The following is a 19,398-nucleotide window of genomic DNA, read 5'->3' as shown; positions in this document are numbered from 1 at the left end:
CATATCTGCTGTGTAAATATACCAGTGTATACGATGTAGATACTTTGGCAAGGTAGAGGTTTCCCGGCAAATAGTAACTTTGCTGGGGGGGGGGTGCGTTTTGGGGAGTGGATTTTAATAGGCGTTGGCTGTTGGCCGAAAGAGACAGGCTGCTTGTGCTTTTGCGGGGAGTGACCTTCACAAATTTCAGGTAAATGCAGAACTTGTTTCGTGGCAATTGCCAAGGGGGGGCGGAGTCACAGGGTTTACACCCTCGTTCCCATGCTCTCCGTGGGAACGAGTCCACAGCAGCATAACCATTCTTTCTATAGCCTCTGATTCTCAGAGACTATGGTAAAATCTGATTCCTTAATTGAGCTGCTGGCCTGCATCAGGCACCTGTTTTTTGTCGTTCATAGACTTCGACCCGGAGTTGCTCTCTGGCCTCAAAGAGCGACTCTTTGAGGGTTTCTATCTGCTCTTGCTGATCCTCCTGACTTAAACCTTCTGCTGACAGGATATGATTTCTCTGAACCAGGTACTGGTCGATCCGGGACTGCCAGACAGCCCGGTCTTTTTCCAGCTGCTCAAAACGCTCTGCTGCCTCGTAGCCAAACATCTCTATTTTGAGGGATCGAATTTCACTTTCGTCAGCTCCGGCCTGCTTTAAATCCGCTGTTCTGCGATGTAATTCATCAATGATCTGAACCTCCCTTCTGGCTTCGATCATTTCCTGTGGGGCACTTGCGTCAATCTGCTCAAGTTGATACTGCTTTTCCTGATCGCTGAGGGAGCCATCGTTCAATACGTTCATTTTGGCAAAGGTATATTGATCGTATCGTTCTTCCTTGCCATAGAAAGCTTCACGGACCTCTCTGGTCAAATAGATGGATTTCAGTCGGTCGATGTCTGAAAATTGCGCTTCTAGCAAAGAAAGATAGAGCGTTTTATCAAATTCGATACCATCCGCCGCTAATGCCTGAAGAGAGGGAGAGCGTTCCAGCTTCAACCGGTACAAGGCGAGTTTTAAGTCGATATAACTGTTCAGAATCGCCCTGGCCTCAGACAGTGCCGGTTCAGTCAGTGAGTTCGTCAGGTATTCATTGATTCTGCCAAGAATGGTTTCAATCGGTTCCTCTTCTACGGCAGAGAGAAAGTAGTCGAAGATCTGCCTGATATCACTGGCAATGATCAGGTGTCCATTATCGTCTACAGCCAGACGTCCCATAACCTTGGTGTCTTGAAGTGTATCGGGCAAGGTTCCGAAGCTGGACATATAAACCGCTGAACTATTTGATGATGTCTTTTCCAGAGCATTGGGTGAGGACTGGTCAGAGATAACAGGTTGGGCTGCCTCAGGCTGACTATCTGTTTCAGCGATTTGTTTATAGACGATTACGCCAATACAAAACAAGAAACAGATAAAACAGGATATTTTGAGTTGTCTGCGTCGTGATGCTTTCATGAATTATCTGCCTGTACCGTTTGGAGAAGACCTTTCATAGACCTTCTCCAACTGATGACACCTTGCTTTTATAAGCCTGCTGTTTTCAAGCGTACAGCGTGGTTTTCATAAAGGGTAACCGGATCGGTTTCAAAAAGATGGTGAATACCAAAAAGATGATTGATAGCATCCAAATGATTCAGGCTGTAATCAGTGCCAATGACTTTACCCCAGTGCTGACTGCATTGGCCGACCAGGCCATCATCATTGTTGCCGCTGATGCCTGTGCTGGTCAGCATCAGGAAGGCGTCTGAAATATCAAAAACGTTGGTTGCGGCATCATTGCCTCCCCAGGAGTAATAATGCACTCCATTCACTTCCTGGGCACCCTGGCCACAAGATGAGGATGGCATGCCGTCGGGAAACTTTTTGTTGAACTCTGCCGCACCGGCTGTCGTCAAGAATGTGATCGAGTCCAGGGCATCCTGCGGATTCTCAGGGTTGCCAGCAAGAAAGTCGGTTATTTGACCCATCAGCTCAAGAGCCTGAGCTATAAAAGCTTCTGTGTTCCCACCCATCGGAACCAGGCCCCGGGCCACATCGGCAAACTCCGAGCCAAAGTTGACGGCGTTTATGGTGGTTACAGAGGCTACTAGGTCAGGCCTGACACCCGCTGCGTAACGGATAGTGGGTCCACCAAGGCTGTGCCCTGTCAAATTGAATTTTTCGGCACCGGTGGCGGCTTGTAAATCTTCCAGATAGGTCACAAGCTGCTCTCCCCTGACATAGGCGTCTTCCCAGGCAGAGAGGTTGGGGCTGTAGACTTCGGCACCTCTCTCCTTGAGAGCATTGTGAACACCGTAAAAGTAATCAATGCCCAGAATGGAGTCGAACCCGGCCACACCATGCACCAGAACAATAGGGTATTTGGTTTTGTAGGCGTCACAGTCTTGCCAGAACATACAGGCTGCATTGGCCTGTGTGCTCAATAGAACGCTAAATGTCAGTGCTGTCCAGAGGATTTTTTTTATTATTGTGTCTGTCATGTCAATCTCAAATTTAGTTGTCATTGTATAATGGGCTAAACCTCTTATATCCCGTGAATATTAATGCCAAACTCAATCCTATTAATCAATAAGCCAATGACGAAATCATGCATTCTCTTTGGTTTTGAAAAGCATATTGTCTTTTTTATCAAGCGCTTGATCCAAGTTCTGAAATTCAAATTTTTGCGTTCTGTTTTTTGAGCGTTTTTCTTACATACATTATGTTTTTATTCGAACTGAACCGGTTGTCTGACGACAGGCTTTATATTGCCATAGAGTTTTACTATCGAAATGGTTGCGGGATTGTAAACACTTCGGCAAGGCAGAGGCTCCCCGGCAAACAGCAACATTGCCGGAAAGCAAAGCTTTTATTGTGCTTTTTGGACAGTGGATTTTAATAGGCACTGCCAACTGCCCACTGCGTCAGACTTTTTTTCTCTGCAATTGCTGCCCCACTCGCGCCAGTTGCTGCACAGGAATCGGCAACTGTTCCAGCTCCAGGCTATCCAGCAGGTTTTTTACTCCAAGCCCCAGCTCAGTGTCACCCTCAATCATCAGGCTGCGTTGAAAGAACAGGGTATCCGGGTCTTCCTGTCGGCCGGCCAGTTTCAGGAAAGATTTGCTGTCTCCCCGGAATTCAACATCAAAGTGTCGTGGGCCGGTAGCGGTCAGCTGACTGCCATCGAAACTGATAAAGAAGCTGATGTCGAGATCGGTAATATGGATTTTCAGGCAGCGATTTTCCAGAAAATCAAAATCGCCTTCTTCTATTGGCGTATGGAAGATGTGGTTGATGGCTTTGGTCAGCGGCTTGTTCACCATGGCTGATGGCAACAGCCTGACCGGCAGGCCCAGTAACTCAATACCTGGTTTTTTGAATCTCTCCCGCAGGTTAATACCGGGCAGAGGAGGTCTAATAGATGACAGCAGACTCAATGACAGCTCCTTCTCATATTGCTCACTTTTTCAAATTTCTCAATGGTGGCCCGGTCCAGCAAGTACAGCTCATCCAGTATGCGCAGTTGCAGGGAGCCAGGGCCGGGGCAATCCATACTGGCCAGTTCGCCGGCAATGCCAAGACAGGTAAGGCCGGATACGGCCGCAATCAGTGGTGTATCGCAGACCGCAAGAAATGCGCCGATGATGGCAGTTGCCGTACAACCGGTGCCGGTTACTCTGGCCATCATAGGGTGGCCATTATTGATTTTGTAGACGTCGTAGCCATCGGTCACATAATCGGTAGCACCGGTTACCGCGATAATCAGGTGATGTTCACGGGCCTTTTCCTGAATAAATTCCAGGGTAGACTCACTGCTAGTGCTGCTGTCGACGCCTTTGCCCTCATTGGCACCGGTAAACAGGGCTTTGATCTCGGAGGCGTTGCCCCGTACGACGGATGGCTTGTTGGCCAGCAACTGTTTATTGCCTGTCAGCCGGAAGGGTGTTGCCCCGACACCGACCGGGTCGAGAATCCAGGGCTTTTCAAGTTGTAATGCCGTTTCTGTGGCCAGAAGCATACTTTGCAGACTGGAGCCGGTCAGCGTTCCAGTATTGATCAGCAGGCTGCCGGTAATGCTCACCATATCAGCGACTTCTTCAATGGCATGGGCCATGATCGGCGATGCACCAATGGCCAGCAGGGCATTGGCTGTGGTGTTGGTGACCACATCGTTGGTGATGTTGTGAACCAGCGGCTGCTTTTCTCTCACTTCTTTGAGTGAATGAATCATTTGTTCTTGCATAGGAAAGGCCTTTTTATCCATGCTCAATAATAATGATGTCTGGCGGACAGTGCATTGACACGTGTCACGGTCTTGTCTCCTGACAAATGATTTCAAGAGTAGATCATTTGTTATCAGGTTGGTTGTTGTTGGCAACTATTCCTGTTTAAAAGAGATATCTTGAAATTATATTCTGCAAATTATCTAAATATGGATTTATTGGCTATTGTTTTTTGTCGTATCTAGCTATATTTTTTACCGCCTGAATACTACCGTTTTAGTTCAGTTTTCTGCTTATCAGTTATCCCGTCAGATCTCAGTTTTTACCTATGGAAGGGGCTTCAGAACCTTCTCCTGAACAGACTGATGGATTCTATTTTATTTCAAAAGAATTGACCGGTTCTTCCTTCACAGAATCGGTGCAGGGATTTTTTTGTGCTTTTTCTGCCCGATCAGGGCTTTTTGTTTCAGGAGCGAGGGAGATGGTTTTTAATCGGGATATGTTGGCGGATACTTTTGCCATGATTACCTTTGGTATTGTGGTTGGCATGAGTGTTGAACTGCTGGCAGGGCTGAGTTTTGAACAGTCACTGCAATCCCGTCTGATGAGTGTTCCCGTTAACCTGTTAACGGCAAGAGCTTATGGACTTTACCGTGACTGGCTGATTCGTCGTGGCCGGTTTATCGGCAATGGGTTTATGCAAATGACGCTGCTGGATGCCCTGGCGTTTCTGTCGTTTCAGATTCCGCTGTATGCCTTGCTGTTATTGTCGACAGGTGTCAATCTGGAGCAGTTGCTGGTTGCCTGTGCAGGGCAGATAGGAGCGATGCTGATTATGGGGCGGCCATACGGAATCTATTTGCAGCTCTGTCGCAACTGGTTCAAGCCTGTCACAATTCCTGCTGTATAAAAATTCTTCAGTTTTTCATGAATAAAGCCCTGATTCGTAAGCGATTTTCGAATCAGGGCTTTTTATTTTCCTGTCCTGGCGTTATAGTTATTTTCCGAAATGAGTCGACATGGTTTTATGTATTTGTCGACGCACTCTGGCATTAATAATGCCTTAATAACATAACCTCCATGCACTCATGTCACCCATGAGTCCGGCCTGAACTTCTATTCAATTTGTGACGGCTGTTATGGGGGATAAGCTGTATCACGTATCGTCTGTATCTGTCGTAAGTCAAACTGCGCTGCCCTCTGTGGGGGGACCATTGTTATCCCATATACGACAGCGTATTTGCATCATGGCTTGCGAGTTTCAGAAGCTGAGGTTCACCTTCTGACGTTCGGGACTGAGCATTACAAGGGGGAAGCATGTCCTTACTGGAAGTAGAAGGGCTGCGCATTGAGTTTCCATCTCGTCATGGCACTGCTGTAGCTGTTAAAGGGGTTTCATTTACCCTCGAAAAGGGGGAGATACTGGGCCTTGTCGGTGAGTCCGGTGCCGGTAAATCCACCGTTGGTAATGCGGTCATTGACTTGCTGAGCCCTCCCGGTGTGGTGGCTGGTGGTAATATCAAGCTGGATGGCCAGGCCATCAGTGGTCTCAGTGGCGAAGCCATTCGCCGGATCCGTGGTCGTCGTATCGGGTTTATTTTTCAGGACCCAATGACGTCTCTTAACCCGATTCTGACCATTGAAACTCAGATGGTGGAAACCATCATGGTCAATCTGGGGCTTGATAAAGCTGCGGCCTATAAAAAGTCAATAGAACTGCTGACCTCGGTCGGCATTTCAGAGCCGGAAGTCCGTATCAGGCAGTACCCTCACCAGTTTTCCGGCGGTATGCGACAGCGTGTTGTTATTGCCATTGCTCTGTCCGGCGACCCTGAGCTGATTATTGCCGATGAACCCACCACGGCGCTTGATGTCTCTATTCAGAATCAGATTCTCGAATTGATCCGCAAACTCTGTAAAGAGCGGGACGTTGGCTGCCTGCTGGTCACCCACGATATGGGCGTTATTGCCAATGTGACGGACCGTGTCGCTGTTATGTATATGGGCGACCTGGTGGAACTGGGTTCCACCGAACAGATTCTATGTCGCCCGGAACACCCTTATACCCAAAGCCTGATCAGTGCTGTGCCCAGAACTGATATTAAACTGCACCGCTTTCCCAGGGTTGAGTACATTGAAAAAGAGCAGGGGTGTCATATTGATGTGAAGAATCACTGGCTGGGGCAGAAAGAGCAGCTTTCTGAATTGAATGCAGAGATTAGCGACCATTCAATGGTAACGAGTGCCCTGCTGAAAGTGAAAGACGTTAACCTTCGTTTTGAAACCCAGTCTGCGTTCCTGAAAAAAAATCGCCGTTACGTTCAGGCATCCAACCAGGTGTCTTTGGAAGTGCGCGCCGGTGAAACCTTTGGTCTGGTGGGGGAGTCCGGTTCCGGTAAGTCAACGATTGCCCGGATTATCGCCGGTCTTTATCCACCAGACTCCGGATTGATTGAGTTTGCCGGTCAGGATATTACCCGGCTGACTGAAAAGCAGCGTAAGCCATTTCGCCGTCAGATTCAGATGGTGTTTCAAAATCCCTATTCCAGCATGAATGCTCGAATGACGGTGCAAGACATCATTGCCGAGCCCATTCGTTTTCATCAACTGGCCGAATCTGAACGTCAGATCAATAGTATCGTGGCGGATCTGCTGGATCACGTTGGCCTTGGGCGTGCGGCCGGGGTCAAGTATCCCCATGAATTTTCCGGCGGCCAGCGTCAGCGCATCTCCATTGCCAGGGCATTGGTAACCCGCCCGAGATTCCTGATCTGTGACGAGCCGACCTCGGCGTTGGACGTATCGGTACAGGCTCAGATTCTCAACCTGTTAAAAGACCTTCAGGAGGAGCTTGGCCTGACCATGCTGTTTATCAGCCACGATCTGCCGGTTATTCTGCAGATGTGTGACCGCATCGGTGTGATGAAGATGGGAACACTGGTTGAAGTGGGGGACACCGATCGGATTTTCAGTGATCCTCACCATGAGTACACCCGACATCTGATCAATATGATGCCAAGGGTTGAGCATCTGTCCCGCAGTGGGTTGGATATTGAAGCCAGTGTTGCTGCGCATTCTTAGGTATAGTTCTTGAGTAATTTTAAAAAGTGAAACACCTGTAATGGGGGAACGATGAAAAAAACCATGAAGCTCTCTATTAAGAGACCTATAAAAAGACTGGCCGGAGCCATTCTGGCAGCATCATTGGCGGTAGGGGCCCAGGCCGCTACTTTAAAAATGGCCTACGATTCCGATCCGGTATCTCTGGACCCGCATGAGCAGCTGTCCGGTGCCACGCTGCAGTTGTCGCACCTGGTATTTGATCCACTGGTTCGTTGGGATGACAACCTTCAGTTTGAGCCTCGTCTGGCGGAAAAGTGGCAGCGTATTGATGACAGGACCATGCGCTTTACCCTGCGTAAAGGCGTTAAATTCCACAGCGGTAATGCACTGACGTCTGCCGACGTTCAATGGACTTTTCAGCGACTGGCCAGCAGTCCGGATTTCAAAGCGGTGTTCGAGCCTTTTGCCGCCGTGAAGGTCATTGACGACCATACCTTTGATCTGGTGACCAAAGAGGCGTTCCCCCTGGTATTGAACTCTGCCACCTATATCTTCCCGATGGACAGCAAGTTCTATGCAGGTCTGGATAGCACAGGTCAGGAGAAGTCGCTGCTGAAAAAGCACGGCGATACCTATGCCTCTAAAAATGCTTCTGGTACCGGGCCGTTTATTGTGACCGAGCGTGAGCAGGGCGTGCGTGTCGATTTCCAACGGTTTGCTGGTTACTGGGATAAGCAATCGCCGGGTAATGTGGATGAAATTGTGCTTACCCCCATTAAAGAAGGTCCAACCCGTGTAGCCGCTCTGCTGTCCGGTGATGTGGACTTTATCTTCCCTGTGCCGCCTAACGATCATGAGCGTATCAAGCGGTCTGGCAATACGGATCTGGTAACACTTGGTGGCACCCGTATCATCAGTTTCCAGTTGAACCAGGAGCGTGTTCCCGCGTTCAAAGACCAGCGTGTTCGTCAGGCCATTAATTATGCCATCAACAATGACGGCATCGTTAAGAAAATAATGAAAGGCTTTGCGACACCTGCCGGTCAGCAGGGGCCAAAAGGCTACGCCGGTTATGTTGATGATTTGCAGCCACGTTATGACCTGAAAAAGGCCAGGCAGCTGATGAAAGACGCCGGTTATGAAGATGGCTTCGCCATCACCATGATGGCTCCCAATAACCGTTATGTGAACGATGCCCGGATCGCTCAGGCGGTGGCTTCCATGCTGTCAAAAATTAACATTAAAGTGGATCTGAAAACCCTGCCAAAAGCACAGTACTGGCCAGAGTTTGATGAGCGTTCTGCGGATATGATGATGATTGGCTGGTACTCCGATACGGAAGATTCCGCCAACTTTACCGAGTATCTCACAGCCTGTGCCGATTCGGTTTCCGGCTGGGGACAGTACAACTCCGGCAATTACTGCAATGAGGCAGTAGACGCGCTGGTTAAGAAGGCAGGTTCTGAAACCGATCCAACCGTACGGGCACAGATTCTGCAGGACGTTGAGCGTACCCTCTATGAGGAAGCAGCCTTTGTTCCCCTGCACTGGCAGAACCTTGCCTGGGGTGCCAGCAAGAACGTGGCCGCCAAAGACGTTGTTAACGTGATGAACTTCCCTTACCTGGGCGACCTGGTGATTAAGGAGTAATCCCTTGAACACCTTTATCTGAAGGACGACAGCAGTCATTTTACTTCCTGTGAAGTGACTGCGGTCAGCACCGGTTAGTTAGCCGGTGCATCGACTATTGGCATCGCAGGCTATGGGCATCGATATTTATGCTGTTATTTTTAATGCGTAGGCTTATGCAGGGGCTGATAGTGATGTTTGTCATCAGTATTATCAGCTTTTCCATACAGGACAATCTTGGGGATCCACTCCGGGAGCTGGTAGGGCAATCGGTGTCAGAAGCCGAACGTGAAAAGTTGCGTGACGAGATGGGGTTAAACGACCCGTTCCTCACTCAATACACAAGATTTATGGGTAACGCGTTACAGGGCGACCTGGGGGATTCTTATTTTTTTAAAGCACCAGCGCTGGACGTTATCCTGGCCAAAATGCCCGCCACCCTTGAGCTGGTGTTTGCCGCGAGTTTGATCATTATTCTGGTGTCTATTCCCGCTGGTGTGTATTGCGCCATCCGACCCAACAGCTGGTTTACCCGGTTAATTCTCGGGTTCAGTATTCTCGGCATTTCTGTCCCTGTCTTTCTGACCGCTATTTTCAGTATTTACCTGTTCTCTATTGAGCTGGGCTGGCTGCCATCTTATGGTCGGGGTGAGCTGGTGCCGGTTATCGGTGGCTGGGAGAGTGGCCTGTTTACCCGGGATGGCCTGTTGCATCTGATTCTGCCTGCCATCTCGCTGGCCAGCATTATGCTGCCACTGTTTATCCGACTGATTCGCTCTGAAATGTCAGAAGTGTTGCATACCGAGTACGTCAAGTTTGCCAAAGCGAAAGGGTTGAAAAAGGCTCGTATCTATTTCCTCCATGCCCTGAAGAACACCATGCTGCCGGTGATCACTGTTGGCGGTGTGCAGATAGGAACCATGGTCGCTTATACCATTCTTACGGAGACTGTCTTCCAATGGCCGGGCATGGGCTTTCTGTTTCTGGAAGCGGTCAACCGGGTGGATACGCCGCTGATTGTTGCTTACCTGATCGTTGTGGGTGCCATTTTTGTGGTGGTGAATACGCTGGTGGATCTGCTGTACGGCCTGATTAATCCCACCGTCAGACTGGCGAGGAGTGCCCAATGAGTGAAATGATGTCGAACGCGCCGGTCGATCAGGAATCTACTGCGGCCAATATAGCGCCAGGGCGCTGGGAGCGTTTCAGGAACTCCACCTTCTGGTACAGCTTCACCCGTGACAAGGTGGCCATGGTCTGTGCCCTGATTTTTGCGCTGTTGGTTGGGGCTGCGCTGTTGGCTCCGATCCTGGCACCCACCAATCCCTACGATCTTTCAACCATTGATATTATGGATTCGGAAATTGCCCCGGTGTGGTCAGCAGAGGGGGATGAACGTTTTCTGCTGGGCACCGACGACCAGGGTCGTGATCTGTTCAGCACCATTCTCTATGGTATGCGCATCTCATTGGCGATCGGTCTGTTTGCGGTGTTGCTGCAGGCTTTTCTGGGGATTGTTCTGGGCCTGACCGCCGGTTACTTTGGTGGTCGAATCGATAGTTTTCTGATGCGGGTTGCGGATATTCAGCTGTCGTTCTCTACCATGATGGTGGCGATTATCGTGCTGGCGGTTTTCCAGGCCTCTTTTGGTTCGGAACTCTACAGTAAGCTGGCCATGTTAATGCTGATACTGGTGATTGGTATTGCCGAATGGCCTCAATATGCCCGTACGGTTCGGGCATCGGTATTGGCAGAAAAGAAGAAGGAGTATGTGGAGGCGGCCAGGGTTATGGGCTTTGGTGCCGGGCGCATTATGTTTCGACATATCCTGCCAAACTCACTGTCGCCTATTCTGGTGATCTCGACGGTGCAGATTGCCAATGCGATTATCAGTGAGGCTGCGTTGTCGTTCCTGGGTCTTGGTATGCCGGTATCCCAGCCCTCTCTGGGGTCTCTGATCTCCAGTGGTTTTGAGTATATCTTCTCTGGCAGCTGGTGGATTACGGTTATTCCCGGGATTGTGCTGGTGGTGCTGGTGTTGGTGCTCAACCTTCTGGGGGACTGGCTCCGGGATGTGTTGAATCCAAAACTGTATAAGGGCTAGCACATCATTTCGATGAATTTGGTGTGTATAATCTCCGCTCACCCTGAGCGTCCTTCGACCCAGCTCAGGATGCACGGTCGAAGGGTGATTGGCACAGTATTCAGGGTATGGAGTTTACGCCTTTCGACTCCGCTCAAGACGAACGGAGTTTGGAGGTCAATAAAGGAACCCGTCAATGACTCCCAAACTCCGTTCGTCCCGGACGGAGTTGCAGGGCGACCATCTGAACAACTTCTATTCGCCGCTTTGTTGATCTGAGTTAACACTACCGACTTATAAGTTGGTTATTATCTACGCAAATATTGGTTTTATAATTACTCACGTATTTAGATATGTCCCGTATAGCGTTGTTGCACCAGGGGTGTGAAGGCCAGACCCGAAAAATTACCGAAAGAATCGGCTACTGCCTGGCCCAGGCTGGTCATGAGACGTTTGTCAGCTCTATTACTGATCTGAACGACGGCTTCTTACTTCGGTCTTATGATGGTGTTATTCTTGGTTGTTCGATTCGTTATGGCAAACACCATAAAGCGTGTTACCAGTTTATCAGGCAATACAGTGACCAGCTGGCAACCATTCCGGGTTACTTTTTTTCCGTCAATCTGACCGCCCGCAAGCCTGAACGACGGGACCCTCATAACAACCGTTACCTGCAGAAATTCCTGAAACAGAGTTCATGGACTCCGGACCGGGTGGAAGTGTTTGCCGGTGCTTTGCTGTATACCCGATATCGCTGGATTGATAAACAGATGATCCGCTTGATTATGAAGCTGACCGGGGGGCCTGTTGATGTTACCAGGAATACCGAGTTTACCGATTGGATGCGGGTTAAGGCATTTGCCGAACAGTTAAACCGGGACTTTCAGAAAATAAGCCGCCCAATGGCGGCTGAAGCTTATAAAAGTACCGTGATTGAAAACCTTCAGTTCCCGGAATGATTAAATCCAAAATGATGTCCTGAGGCTTTTATTCGTTAAATTTGGACAATTCCTGACTGAGTTGCTGTGTGAGCCATGGCTTCTCCGGCAGTGGTGCATCCAGACGGGGGGCATCCAGGGTTGCCGCATGATAGATGTCCCTTGGTAGATGAACCACGCTGAGAGCAAGAGCTATGGCAGCAGATGCCAGAGTGGCAACTGCGCCAATGCCAAGCCCGAGAACGGCACCGGTACGGATGCCTGCCTCTTTGCCAACATAGGCACCAGCGGCAACAATATAGGGGTTAAAAGAAAAAGTCAGCAAGTCTAATATCTGAGGAATCAGAGCCACAGTAAATCCTGCTGTAGCACCGACTGCCGCACCGGCACCCATGCCCAAAAACATGCCTGCGGAGCCACTGAACATCATGGCCGTTAAGATTCGGTTTCTGACCGCCTTGAATGGATAAACCAGCCGGTCTTTTAAACTTGGCTTTGCCAAAAAGTCAGTGCCCGACATACTTTTCTGGGTAGCTGAAGTAGTTGATGGCTTTGTGGTCTTCCTTTGCCCGAAGCGCCCTCCGTTGATCATGTCAGTTTGGAAGTCAGTAAGAAAGGTGGTCTTTTGTTGATTGCCAGTAGTAGCAGTAGCAGTTCCAGTTCCAAACATAGATACACTCCATTATCCGTAGTTTCTTCAATACAATCCGGTGTATTGGGCGTTTTGTTCAAGTTATGGGAGTAATTTATAACGAGCTGAGCCAAAAGTTCATAACACTGTGTTTAGTATTACTGACAATACTGCTGATTCTTATTTTTGCAATGGTAGGTGTATATAACTTATTGATATTAATATCTTATCTCTCTAAAAATAAGTTATTGCCATTTAAGGCTGTTTTGTTATGTGCCAATTTTGTTAAACATCATAATGTCGATAATGATTACCAGGCAGGATGATAAAAGGAGAACGTTTAAATGCATCTCGTTACAGGTTTTTTTCTTCTGGTGTTTTCTCTGATGGTCAGTGCAGACGGTCTGCAGAGCCAGCTGACACCCGGAGGTATTTTGGTCGGTCAGGCAGCACCGGGGAGTCGGATTGTTTATGACAACCAGGAAGTCAGAGTAGCGAAAGATGGGCGCTTTATTCTAGGCTTTGGTCGTGATGCAGAACTGAAGCAGTTCTATACAGAGCATTTTGCCAGTGGCGAACTGAAGACGTTTTATTTAATCCTGAAGCCTCGGGAATATGATATTCAGCGGTTGACCGGGATTGCCAGAAAATATGTATCACCGGATGAGCGGGTGCTATCCCGCATCCGCAGAGAAGCTCAACAGGTGCGTGCAGCCAGAGTACCTGATACCGATCAGGAGGATTTTTTTAACGGCTTTGACTGGCCGGTAAAAGGTCGCATCAGTGGCGTTTATGGCAGCCAGCGCGTGTATAACGGTCAACCGGGGCGGCCACACTACGGCCTGGATATCGCCGTACCCACAGGCACACCGGTAGTGGCACCGGCTGATGGGGTTGTGCGACTGGTGGACCCGGATCTCTACTATTCCGGCGGCACCATCATTATTGATCATGGCCACGGTATTTTTTCCAGCTTTCTCCATCTCAGCAAAGTCTCTGTGAAAAGTGGGGCGGCTATCAAACGAGGGCAGACTATCGGTGAAGTGGGTGCCACTGGCCGGGTTACCGGTGCCCATCTTGACTGGCGCTATAACTGGTTTGATAAGCGGCTTGACCCTGCACTGTTAACCCTTGGGGATCAGTAAATCCATCAGACCCTGCGGTATGTTATGATCCCTGCCAGGGAGGACATAATCATGACATTCTTTGGTAAAGACCCTGATAAACAGCAACTTCCAACTGAAGAAAAAGCCCTGCCGGGCAGGGAAGACGTGATGCCGGTCCCGGCCCGGCATTATGTCAATGGACAGCCATTGAGGCCGCCATTTCCCGAAGGCTTGCAGACCATCTACCTGGGGCTTGGCTGTTTCTGGGGAGCAGAGCGATTGTTCTGGCAACTGCCCGGTGTTTATACAACGGCGGTTGGCTATGCAGGTGGTTACACACCCAATCCTACTTATGAAGAGGTCTGCACCGGAGCAACCGGGCATACAGAAATGGTGATGGTGGTTTACGATCCTGAAAAGGTAACGACACAGGCTTTATTAGCATGTTTCTGGGAATCCCATGACCCAACCCAGGGAATGAGGCAGGGTAACGACGTGGGAACTCAGTATCGTTCAGCCATTTATACCACCACGGATGAACAGGCCGTATTGGCTGAAAGCTCAAGGAGTGAATTCTCAACGTCTTTGCAACAGCAGGGCTATCCGGACATTACCACAGAAATTCGTGGGGCTCCGCCGTTTTACTACGCAGAAGAATACCATCAGCAATATCTGGCCAGGAATCCCGGCGGTTACTGTGGTCTGAAAGGTACGGGTGTTTGTCTTGGTTAACTACTTAAGTAGCCGCTAAAGATTTTCACCCAGACAAAAAAAACGGGCAACCAAGAGATAGATCAGGTTGCCCGGACGCAGTTTGCTGAATGGATTGAAACAGGAGCTTCATGAACAGGTAACCATGTGTTACCTAATCCATGCCTACTAAGATAGACAGCCATTGTTGATTCCTCCCTGCGTATTGCTACCTGTTTTTTTGCGATTTTTACCTAGTTTATTGGTCGAGGAAAGACGGCAGTCTCGCTTCCGTTATAACTCTCGTCATAAGCCTCCTATATTTTATTTCTGATCAGATCCCTGATCAGGAAGCGGGAGGGGTGAATCGCTTCCAGCAGTTTTGCAGGCATTGATAGACCGACAGTACTATCGGGCTCACCGGTGATCATGGTGGCCAGAATCTCACCGGCAACAGGGCAGGAGATTATTCCCCTGGAGCCGTGTCCGGCGGTCACGTACAGGCCTTCCAGATATTCAGGGCAGACGTCAATGGTCAACTTGCTGTTTTTTCTGAGGGGTGCATAAGCGGCAACAAAGTGCTTAAGGTCAACGATGGGACCCACCACGGGCAGGTAATCCGGTGTTGTGCAGCGGAACCCTGTGCGTCCGCCGGTCACTTGTGCATCAGTTCCGCCGAGTGCCTGATACATGGCAGGGAAATTCCCGGCCTGCATGGCCAGGTTTTCCAGGTGGTCGGCTTCTCGAACTTCTGTACCTTTGTCGTTAAAACTGAACGTTGCGCCCAGGGTGTGATAGCCATCGACAGCGGGGGCTATATAGCCTTCTCCGCAGACACAGGAGGCCAGTTTGTCACTTTCGGTGGTTGCTCTGGCCTGAGTAATCTGGCCACGGATGGCTTTAAGTGGCAGGTAGTTAAACTGTGACAACTGATGACTGGCCGCTCCCCGGGCAATGATCACGGTTTTACTGTGCAACCTGTCGCCATCGGTTTTCACCAGCCAGCCCTGCTCAACGGGTTCGATCGTATTCACCGTCGTGCTGGTGACCACCCGAATGTTTGGGTGATCGGCCAAAGCCTGACAGAGTGCGGGTGGGTGCACCCAGCCTGCCTGGGGAAAGTAGAGGCCGGGATAGTGAATACCCAATCCGGCGATATCGCTCAGTTGCGCTTCCGTCAGGTATTGCAGCAGAGCATTCGGATGTTGTTTATCCAGGGCCTGGTATCGTTGATCCGTTTTGGCATCAATGGCTAACTGGATAACACCGCACTGCTGCCACTGTTCAACTTCCAGTGCTTTTAGCGTATCCAGGGTGAATTGATAACCTTTAAGGATGAACTGGCTGAGCGGCGTGTTATCGGCAGAAAGTTTGGCATAGAGAACACCCTGCGGATTACCCGATGCTTCGCTGGCCAGGGCCTGATGTTGTTCCAGAATGGTGACCTGCCATCCCCGACGGGCCAGCGCCCATGCAGCGCTGCAGCCCGCCAGACCGCCACCGACGACGATGGCTGTTTTTTCAGGGTTGCTGTGGCCAGCGGGCGCAAACCAGGGTTTGCTCACAGGCAGACCCGGGGGGACAAAGCGGCCGGCAATCATATCCCGCTTGCGGCCAAAGCCCGGTTGTTTGGTCACTGAGAAGCCTGCCTCCGTCAGCCCGTCCCGAACCAGTCTGGCCGCAGTGAAGGTGGCGTAGGTTGATTGCTCATGGCTTTTGGCTTTCAGGGTCTGGAACAGTTTGGGTTGCCACATATCCGGATTTTTGGCCGGGGCAAAGCCATCGAGAAACCAGGCGTCAACCTTCTCGTTGATATGAGGCAATGTGTCCAGCACATCACCAATCAAAATATGAAGACGGATGTGTTTGCCTGATGCGCGGTCTGAAAATTGCAGGTCGATATTTTCCTCACTCAATTGATAGGCGCTGATCATTCTGTTGGCCAGAGGTGTCAGCTCCTCAAACACATTGAGTGCTTTTTGCAGGTCATCCTGCTGGAGTGGATACTTCTCCGTGCTGATAAAGACCAGAGAGGTGTTATCAGGGGCCTTTTCCAGAAAGAGCTGCCAGGCACAGAGGAAGTTCAGACCAGTGCCAAAGCCGGTTTCGCCAATGGTGAACGTGGTACCGGGTACCAGTTGACGAAACCGCCCGGGGAGATGATTATGTTCCAGGAACACATGGCGTGTTTCGGCAATACCCGAGGCCCGGGAAAAGTAGACATCATTAAACCGGGTGGAGATTGGCAGGCCATTTTCCCACTGGATATCAGCAGTGATGGTGTGATTCGGATGGTTTGGTGGATGATTGGACACGGCTTTCTGTTTCAATATTCAATATCAGGCGAAAAGCTGCAAGCATAGTCAGTGCCGACTATCGGGTAAAGAACCATGAGCAAGGAGACTGCCCGAGAACAGTCTCCTGGTAGTGGCAGTGGTGCTCAAGGTTCTTTCTGACCATGTACCAGATCCGGGATAATATAATGGCGTCACGTTTTATTAAAAAAACTTTCTAGCCTTTGTTTTACCCTCGTATTATTAGTACAGCAGAGTTCCAGGAATCTTCTGAGCTCGTCTTTCATGGTCCTACTGCCCTGACCGATGCCAGCGGATGATTCCTGAAGGGCTTGATGAACAACATTATATTTTTCACCCATTTCTGGGGCTTCACGGGTTGGCCCATTGCGGTGCTTCCAGGCAAACCGGTTTCGAAAGTATTCTATTAATTCCAGCAGAGTTCGTGCATTCCGATCTCTGAAGGGCTCCAGCCTGTTCTTGAAGAAATTTATCGGTTCAAGTTTTGGTTTGTATGTTTCGTAGGCAACTCTGTGTATGGCACAATGCAGAGGGTCATGGGTAACAGGGGGCCAGCTTCGGCTCTGCGTTTGACCTAATGCTTCTATTAAACCGTACAGATCGATAGAGAAATTACGTGAATGGTCACTAAGTTCAGAATGATATAATTTCGCAACAGTAGCGCCGGGAATATCGTCGTAACGCAGTCCGGAAAACTTCAGATGGCCAGTGGCAGGCTGCTGAAGGCGCATATCCTTCTTTAAACCTGGCTGGTTATCTTTTATAAATTTTTTAACTCTTATCCCAGCGTCTGCCCTGCCGGATTTATCAATACCAGATAATAACTTTTCGAAAAAGGTCTTTATGACCCGGGCAGGCAGTAAATGTTGACAGTCTGTTGAAGCTTCATCCGACCTGGTGACATCGACAGAGCTTTGCTGGATTGGCTCCGGATGTTCGAGGATGAACTTTTGCTCGAGGAAGTGCAAGCACAGCACGATGGTGAGTTCACTGATTCTGGAATATGCATTTTTAGTAGCGAGAACATCGTGTTCATCAATGTATAGCTGGTGTATTTTTTGGCCTGTTTCCCGGATTTTTTGACTACTGTTGCTTTCCAGTGACGGCAGGTCGATAACTTCATGGAATATGTTCCAGAATGGGGCCTTTGCTGACGACATTGGTACGCAATAGCTTAATGTATCAGCCAGTTCTGAAAAGTTGGTATCGTAGGCCTCATTCAGCCTGAGTAAGCAACGCTTAAAGGTTGCAGGGAGGTTATCGCCTGAAACCAAATCTGTCCCCGGGTTATTGGCAATTGAAGTACAAGCGGAAGGAAGGCATGAGTAATCGGGGCCTGGTAGGTCGAGCAACGAATGAGTAGGCGGCAGTGAGGGTATATTTGAGGAACCGGCACCGATGTAGACAGTCCACCCTGAAAATTCTGTGGCGACAGGAGGTTCCTGAGGCCCTGACTGTTGTGGGCGTTGCGCAACGGCTGGTAGATTTCTGATAGACGTATCCATAACTAACTCTGATTTGTATTTATTTAATGCTGCTGGCATAGGGTAAGCAGCAGCGCTTGTGCGAATCATTGCGACTTATGTGACCACAGCAAAATATATTGGTTCCCACCGTGCCTGACTCCGGCATACACCATAAATATTCGATTCCTTATGGTTAGCCATATAGGTGAAGTCAGCGTTATCTGTGAGTGCTCCTTATTTTATTATCAGGCCTGCTGACGGTAGAATTGGCGCTTTTTCACTCAAGAGGCATGCCATGCGGTTGATACTGGCGCCGATGGAAGGCGTTATGGATCACGATATGCGGGATCTGCTCACCGGCATCAATACCTTCGATCTCTGTGTTACCGAGTTTGTCCGGGTAACAGATACGCTGTTGCCGAACCGGGTCTTTTATCGTACCTGTCCGGAGTTGTTGCAGGGGGCAAAAACTTCGAATGGTACACCTGTTCGTTTACAGCTGCTGGGCAGTCACCCGGAATATATGGCACTGAATGCCCAGCGTGCAGTGAAACTTGGCTCGCCCGGAGTGGACATTAACTTCGGCTGTCCGTCAAAAACGGTCAATAAAAACCGGGGCGGGGCAATTTTGCTGCGGGAGCCGGATCAGCTGTTCAGTATTGTCCGGGCGGTTCGGGAGGCTGTTCCGGCAGAGCTGCCGGTGACGGCTAAAATTCGCCTGGGTTATGAAGACAAGTCGTTATTCCTGGAAAACGCCCGTGCTATTGAACAGGCAGGCGCCTCGGAACTGGCGGTGCATGCCCGGACAAAGGCGGAGGGCTATCGGCCTCCGGCTCACTGGGAATACATTGGCAAAATTCGGGAAAACCTGGGGATTCCGGTGATCGCCAACGGCGAGATCTGGAATCATGAAGATGCCAGGCGCTGTATGGACGCTTCCGGCTGCACTGACCTGATGGTCGGGCGGCCTTCGCTGGTAACGCCGAATATCACTACCATGATTCGGGAATCCGTCAAGCCCATGAGCTGGTCTTCAGTGTTGCAGCTGATTCTGCAATTAAGCGACAGAGATCGTCAAAATGGCAAATGGCAATACCATCCTTCCCGTCTGAAGCAGTGGCTCAATTATCTGCGTAAAGCGTATCCGCAAGCCCAGAATCTGTTTGAGCGCATCCGCTCCCTCCGTGACGCTGATGGCATTGTGGAAATCCTCTGCTCTGACCTGGCAAGAGCGGCCTAGGACAGTCTTAAGTCCGACAGGCCCTAATAACGGATGGCCAATTTTA

The 19,398-nt window shown here is 49.8% G+C and carries 16 protein-coding genes and 1 pseudogene; 9 read left to right on the top strand and 8 right to left on the bottom strand.

The annotated features are described in order from the left end of the window. Positions 1-370: 370 nt before the first annotated feature. The 5 genes and pseudogenes from ACO6UX_RS06280 to thiM form a co-directional block, all read right to left on the bottom strand. On the bottom strand, positions 371-1,444 hold the full coding sequence (locus tag ACO6UX_RS06280; RefSeq protein WP_422445876.1) for a lipase secretion chaperone: 1,074 nt from the start codon (positions 1,442-1,444) through the stop codon (positions 371-373). A gap of 68 nt (positions 1,445-1,512) precedes the next feature. Further along, positions 1,513-2,469, bottom strand: coding sequence for an esterase/lipase family protein (locus ACO6UX_RS06275; protein WP_422445874.1), 957 nt, complete (start codon positions 2,467-2,469; stop codon positions 1,513-1,515). Positions 2,470-2,513: 44 nt separating this feature from the next. After that, positions 2,514-2,684 (bottom strand): annotated as a pseudogene (locus ACO6UX_RS06270) (IS1 family transposase); the annotation flags it as partial. 208 nt (positions 2,685-2,892) lie between these two features. Further along, positions 2,893-3,405: a ubiquinone anaerobic biosynthesis accessory factor UbiT gene (ubiT, locus tag ACO6UX_RS06265; protein WP_422445872.1), complete on the bottom strand. Its 513-nt coding sequence runs from the start codon at positions 3,403-3,405 to the stop codon at positions 2,893-2,895. Next, positions 3,402-4,211, bottom strand: coding sequence for a hydroxyethylthiazole kinase (gene thiM, locus ACO6UX_RS06260; RefSeq protein WP_422445870.1), 810 nt, complete (start codon positions 4,209-4,211; stop codon positions 3,402-3,404). The genes ubiT and thiM overlap by 4 nt, the downstream gene beginning before the upstream one ends. 461 nt (positions 4,212-4,672) lie before the next feature. On the opposite strand from thiM, the gene alaE reads away from it, so the two are divergent. From alaE to hemG, 6 genes are all read left to right on the top strand, one after another. Then, positions 4,673-5,101 carry an L-alanine exporter AlaE gene (alaE, locus tag ACO6UX_RS06255; RefSeq protein WP_163369906.1) on the top strand — a complete coding sequence of 143 codons (429 nt, stop codon included), beginning with the start codon at positions 4,673-4,675 and terminating at the stop codon, positions 5,099-5,101. 407 nt (positions 5,102-5,508) lie between these two features. Beyond that, the gene (locus tag ACO6UX_RS06250; protein ID WP_422445868.1) at positions 5,509-7,272 is read left to right on the top strand and encodes a dipeptide ABC transporter ATP-binding protein; all 1,764 of its coding nucleotides are present in this window, start codon (positions 5,509-5,511) and stop codon (positions 7,270-7,272) included. Positions 7,273-7,335: 63 nt separating this feature from the next. Beyond that, positions 7,336-8,904, top strand: coding sequence for an ABC transporter substrate-binding protein (locus ACO6UX_RS06245; protein WP_422445866.1), 1,569 nt, complete (start codon positions 7,336-7,338; stop codon positions 8,902-8,904). 128 nt (positions 8,905-9,032) lie between these two features. After that, positions 9,033-10,013 (top strand): ABC transporter permease, encoded by a 981-nt coding sequence (locus tag ACO6UX_RS06240; RefSeq protein ID WP_422445864.1) that lies wholly within the window; start codon positions 9,033-9,035, stop codon positions 10,011-10,013. A 5-nt stretch (positions 10,014-10,018) separates the two neighbouring features. Continuing rightward, a complete protein-coding gene (locus ACO6UX_RS06235; protein ID WP_422446157.1) occupies positions 10,019-10,987 on the top strand; it encodes an ABC transporter permease in 969 nt (322 codons plus the stop codon). A gap of 332 nt (positions 10,988-11,319) precedes the next feature. Next, a complete protein-coding gene (gene hemG, locus ACO6UX_RS06230) occupies positions 11,320-11,925 on the top strand; it encodes a menaquinone-dependent protoporphyrinogen IX dehydrogenase (protein WP_422445862.1) in 606 nt (201 codons plus the stop codon). Positions 11,926-11,953: 28 nt separating this feature from the next. On the opposite strand, the gene ACO6UX_RS06225 is transcribed toward hemG, so the two are convergent. After that, on the bottom strand, positions 11,954-12,574 hold the full coding sequence (locus ACO6UX_RS06225; protein WP_422445860.1) for a hypothetical protein: 621 nt from the start codon (positions 12,572-12,574) through the stop codon (positions 11,954-11,956). A gap of 305 nt (positions 12,575-12,879) precedes the next feature. Between ACO6UX_RS06225 and ACO6UX_RS06220 the strand changes: the two genes are divergently transcribed. Both ACO6UX_RS06220 and msrA read left to right on the top strand, forming a co-directional pair. Further along, positions 12,880-13,680, top strand: a complete 801-nt coding sequence (locus ACO6UX_RS06220; protein ID WP_422445858.1) for a M23 family metallopeptidase — start codon at positions 12,880-12,882, stop codon at positions 13,678-13,680. Positions 13,681-13,731: 51 nt separating this feature from the next. Further along, complete coding sequence (gene msrA / locus ACO6UX_RS06215; RefSeq protein WP_422445856.1) at positions 13,732-14,373, top strand: peptide-methionine (S)-S-oxide reductase MsrA; 642 nt, start codon at positions 13,732-13,734, stop codon at positions 14,371-14,373. Between the two features lie 275 nt (positions 14,374-14,648). On the opposite strand, the gene mnmC is transcribed toward msrA, so the two are convergent. Then, positions 14,649-16,661, bottom strand: coding sequence for a bifunctional tRNA (5-methylaminomethyl-2-thiouridine)(34)-methyltransferase MnmD/FAD-dependent 5-carboxymethylaminomethyl-2-thiouridine(34) oxidoreductase MnmC (gene mnmC, locus ACO6UX_RS06210; RefSeq protein WP_422445854.1), 2,013 nt, complete (start codon positions 16,659-16,661; stop codon positions 14,649-14,651). 158 nt (positions 16,662-16,819) lie between these two features. After that, positions 16,820-17,920 carry a hypothetical protein gene (locus tag ACO6UX_RS06205; RefSeq protein ID WP_422445852.1) on the bottom strand — a complete coding sequence of 367 codons (1,101 nt, stop codon included), beginning with the start codon at positions 17,918-17,920 and terminating at the stop codon, positions 16,820-16,822. A 487-nt stretch (positions 17,921-18,407) separates the two neighbouring features. Between ACO6UX_RS06205 and ACO6UX_RS06200 the strand changes: the two genes are divergently transcribed. Then, positions 18,408-19,352, top strand: a complete 945-nt coding sequence (locus tag ACO6UX_RS06200; protein ID WP_422445850.1) for a tRNA-dihydrouridine synthase — start codon at positions 18,408-18,410, stop codon at positions 19,350-19,352. The last annotated feature ends 46 nt before the right edge of the window (positions 19,353-19,398 follow it).

Source organism: Endozoicomonas sp. ALB091 (assembly GCF_049310265.1).
Taxonomy (GTDB): Bacteria; Pseudomonadota; Gammaproteobacteria; order Pseudomonadales; family Endozoicomonadaceae; genus Endozoicomonas.
The sequence above is the reverse complement of the archived record's forward strand: the minus strand, read 5'-3'. Positions and strand labels throughout refer to the sequence as shown.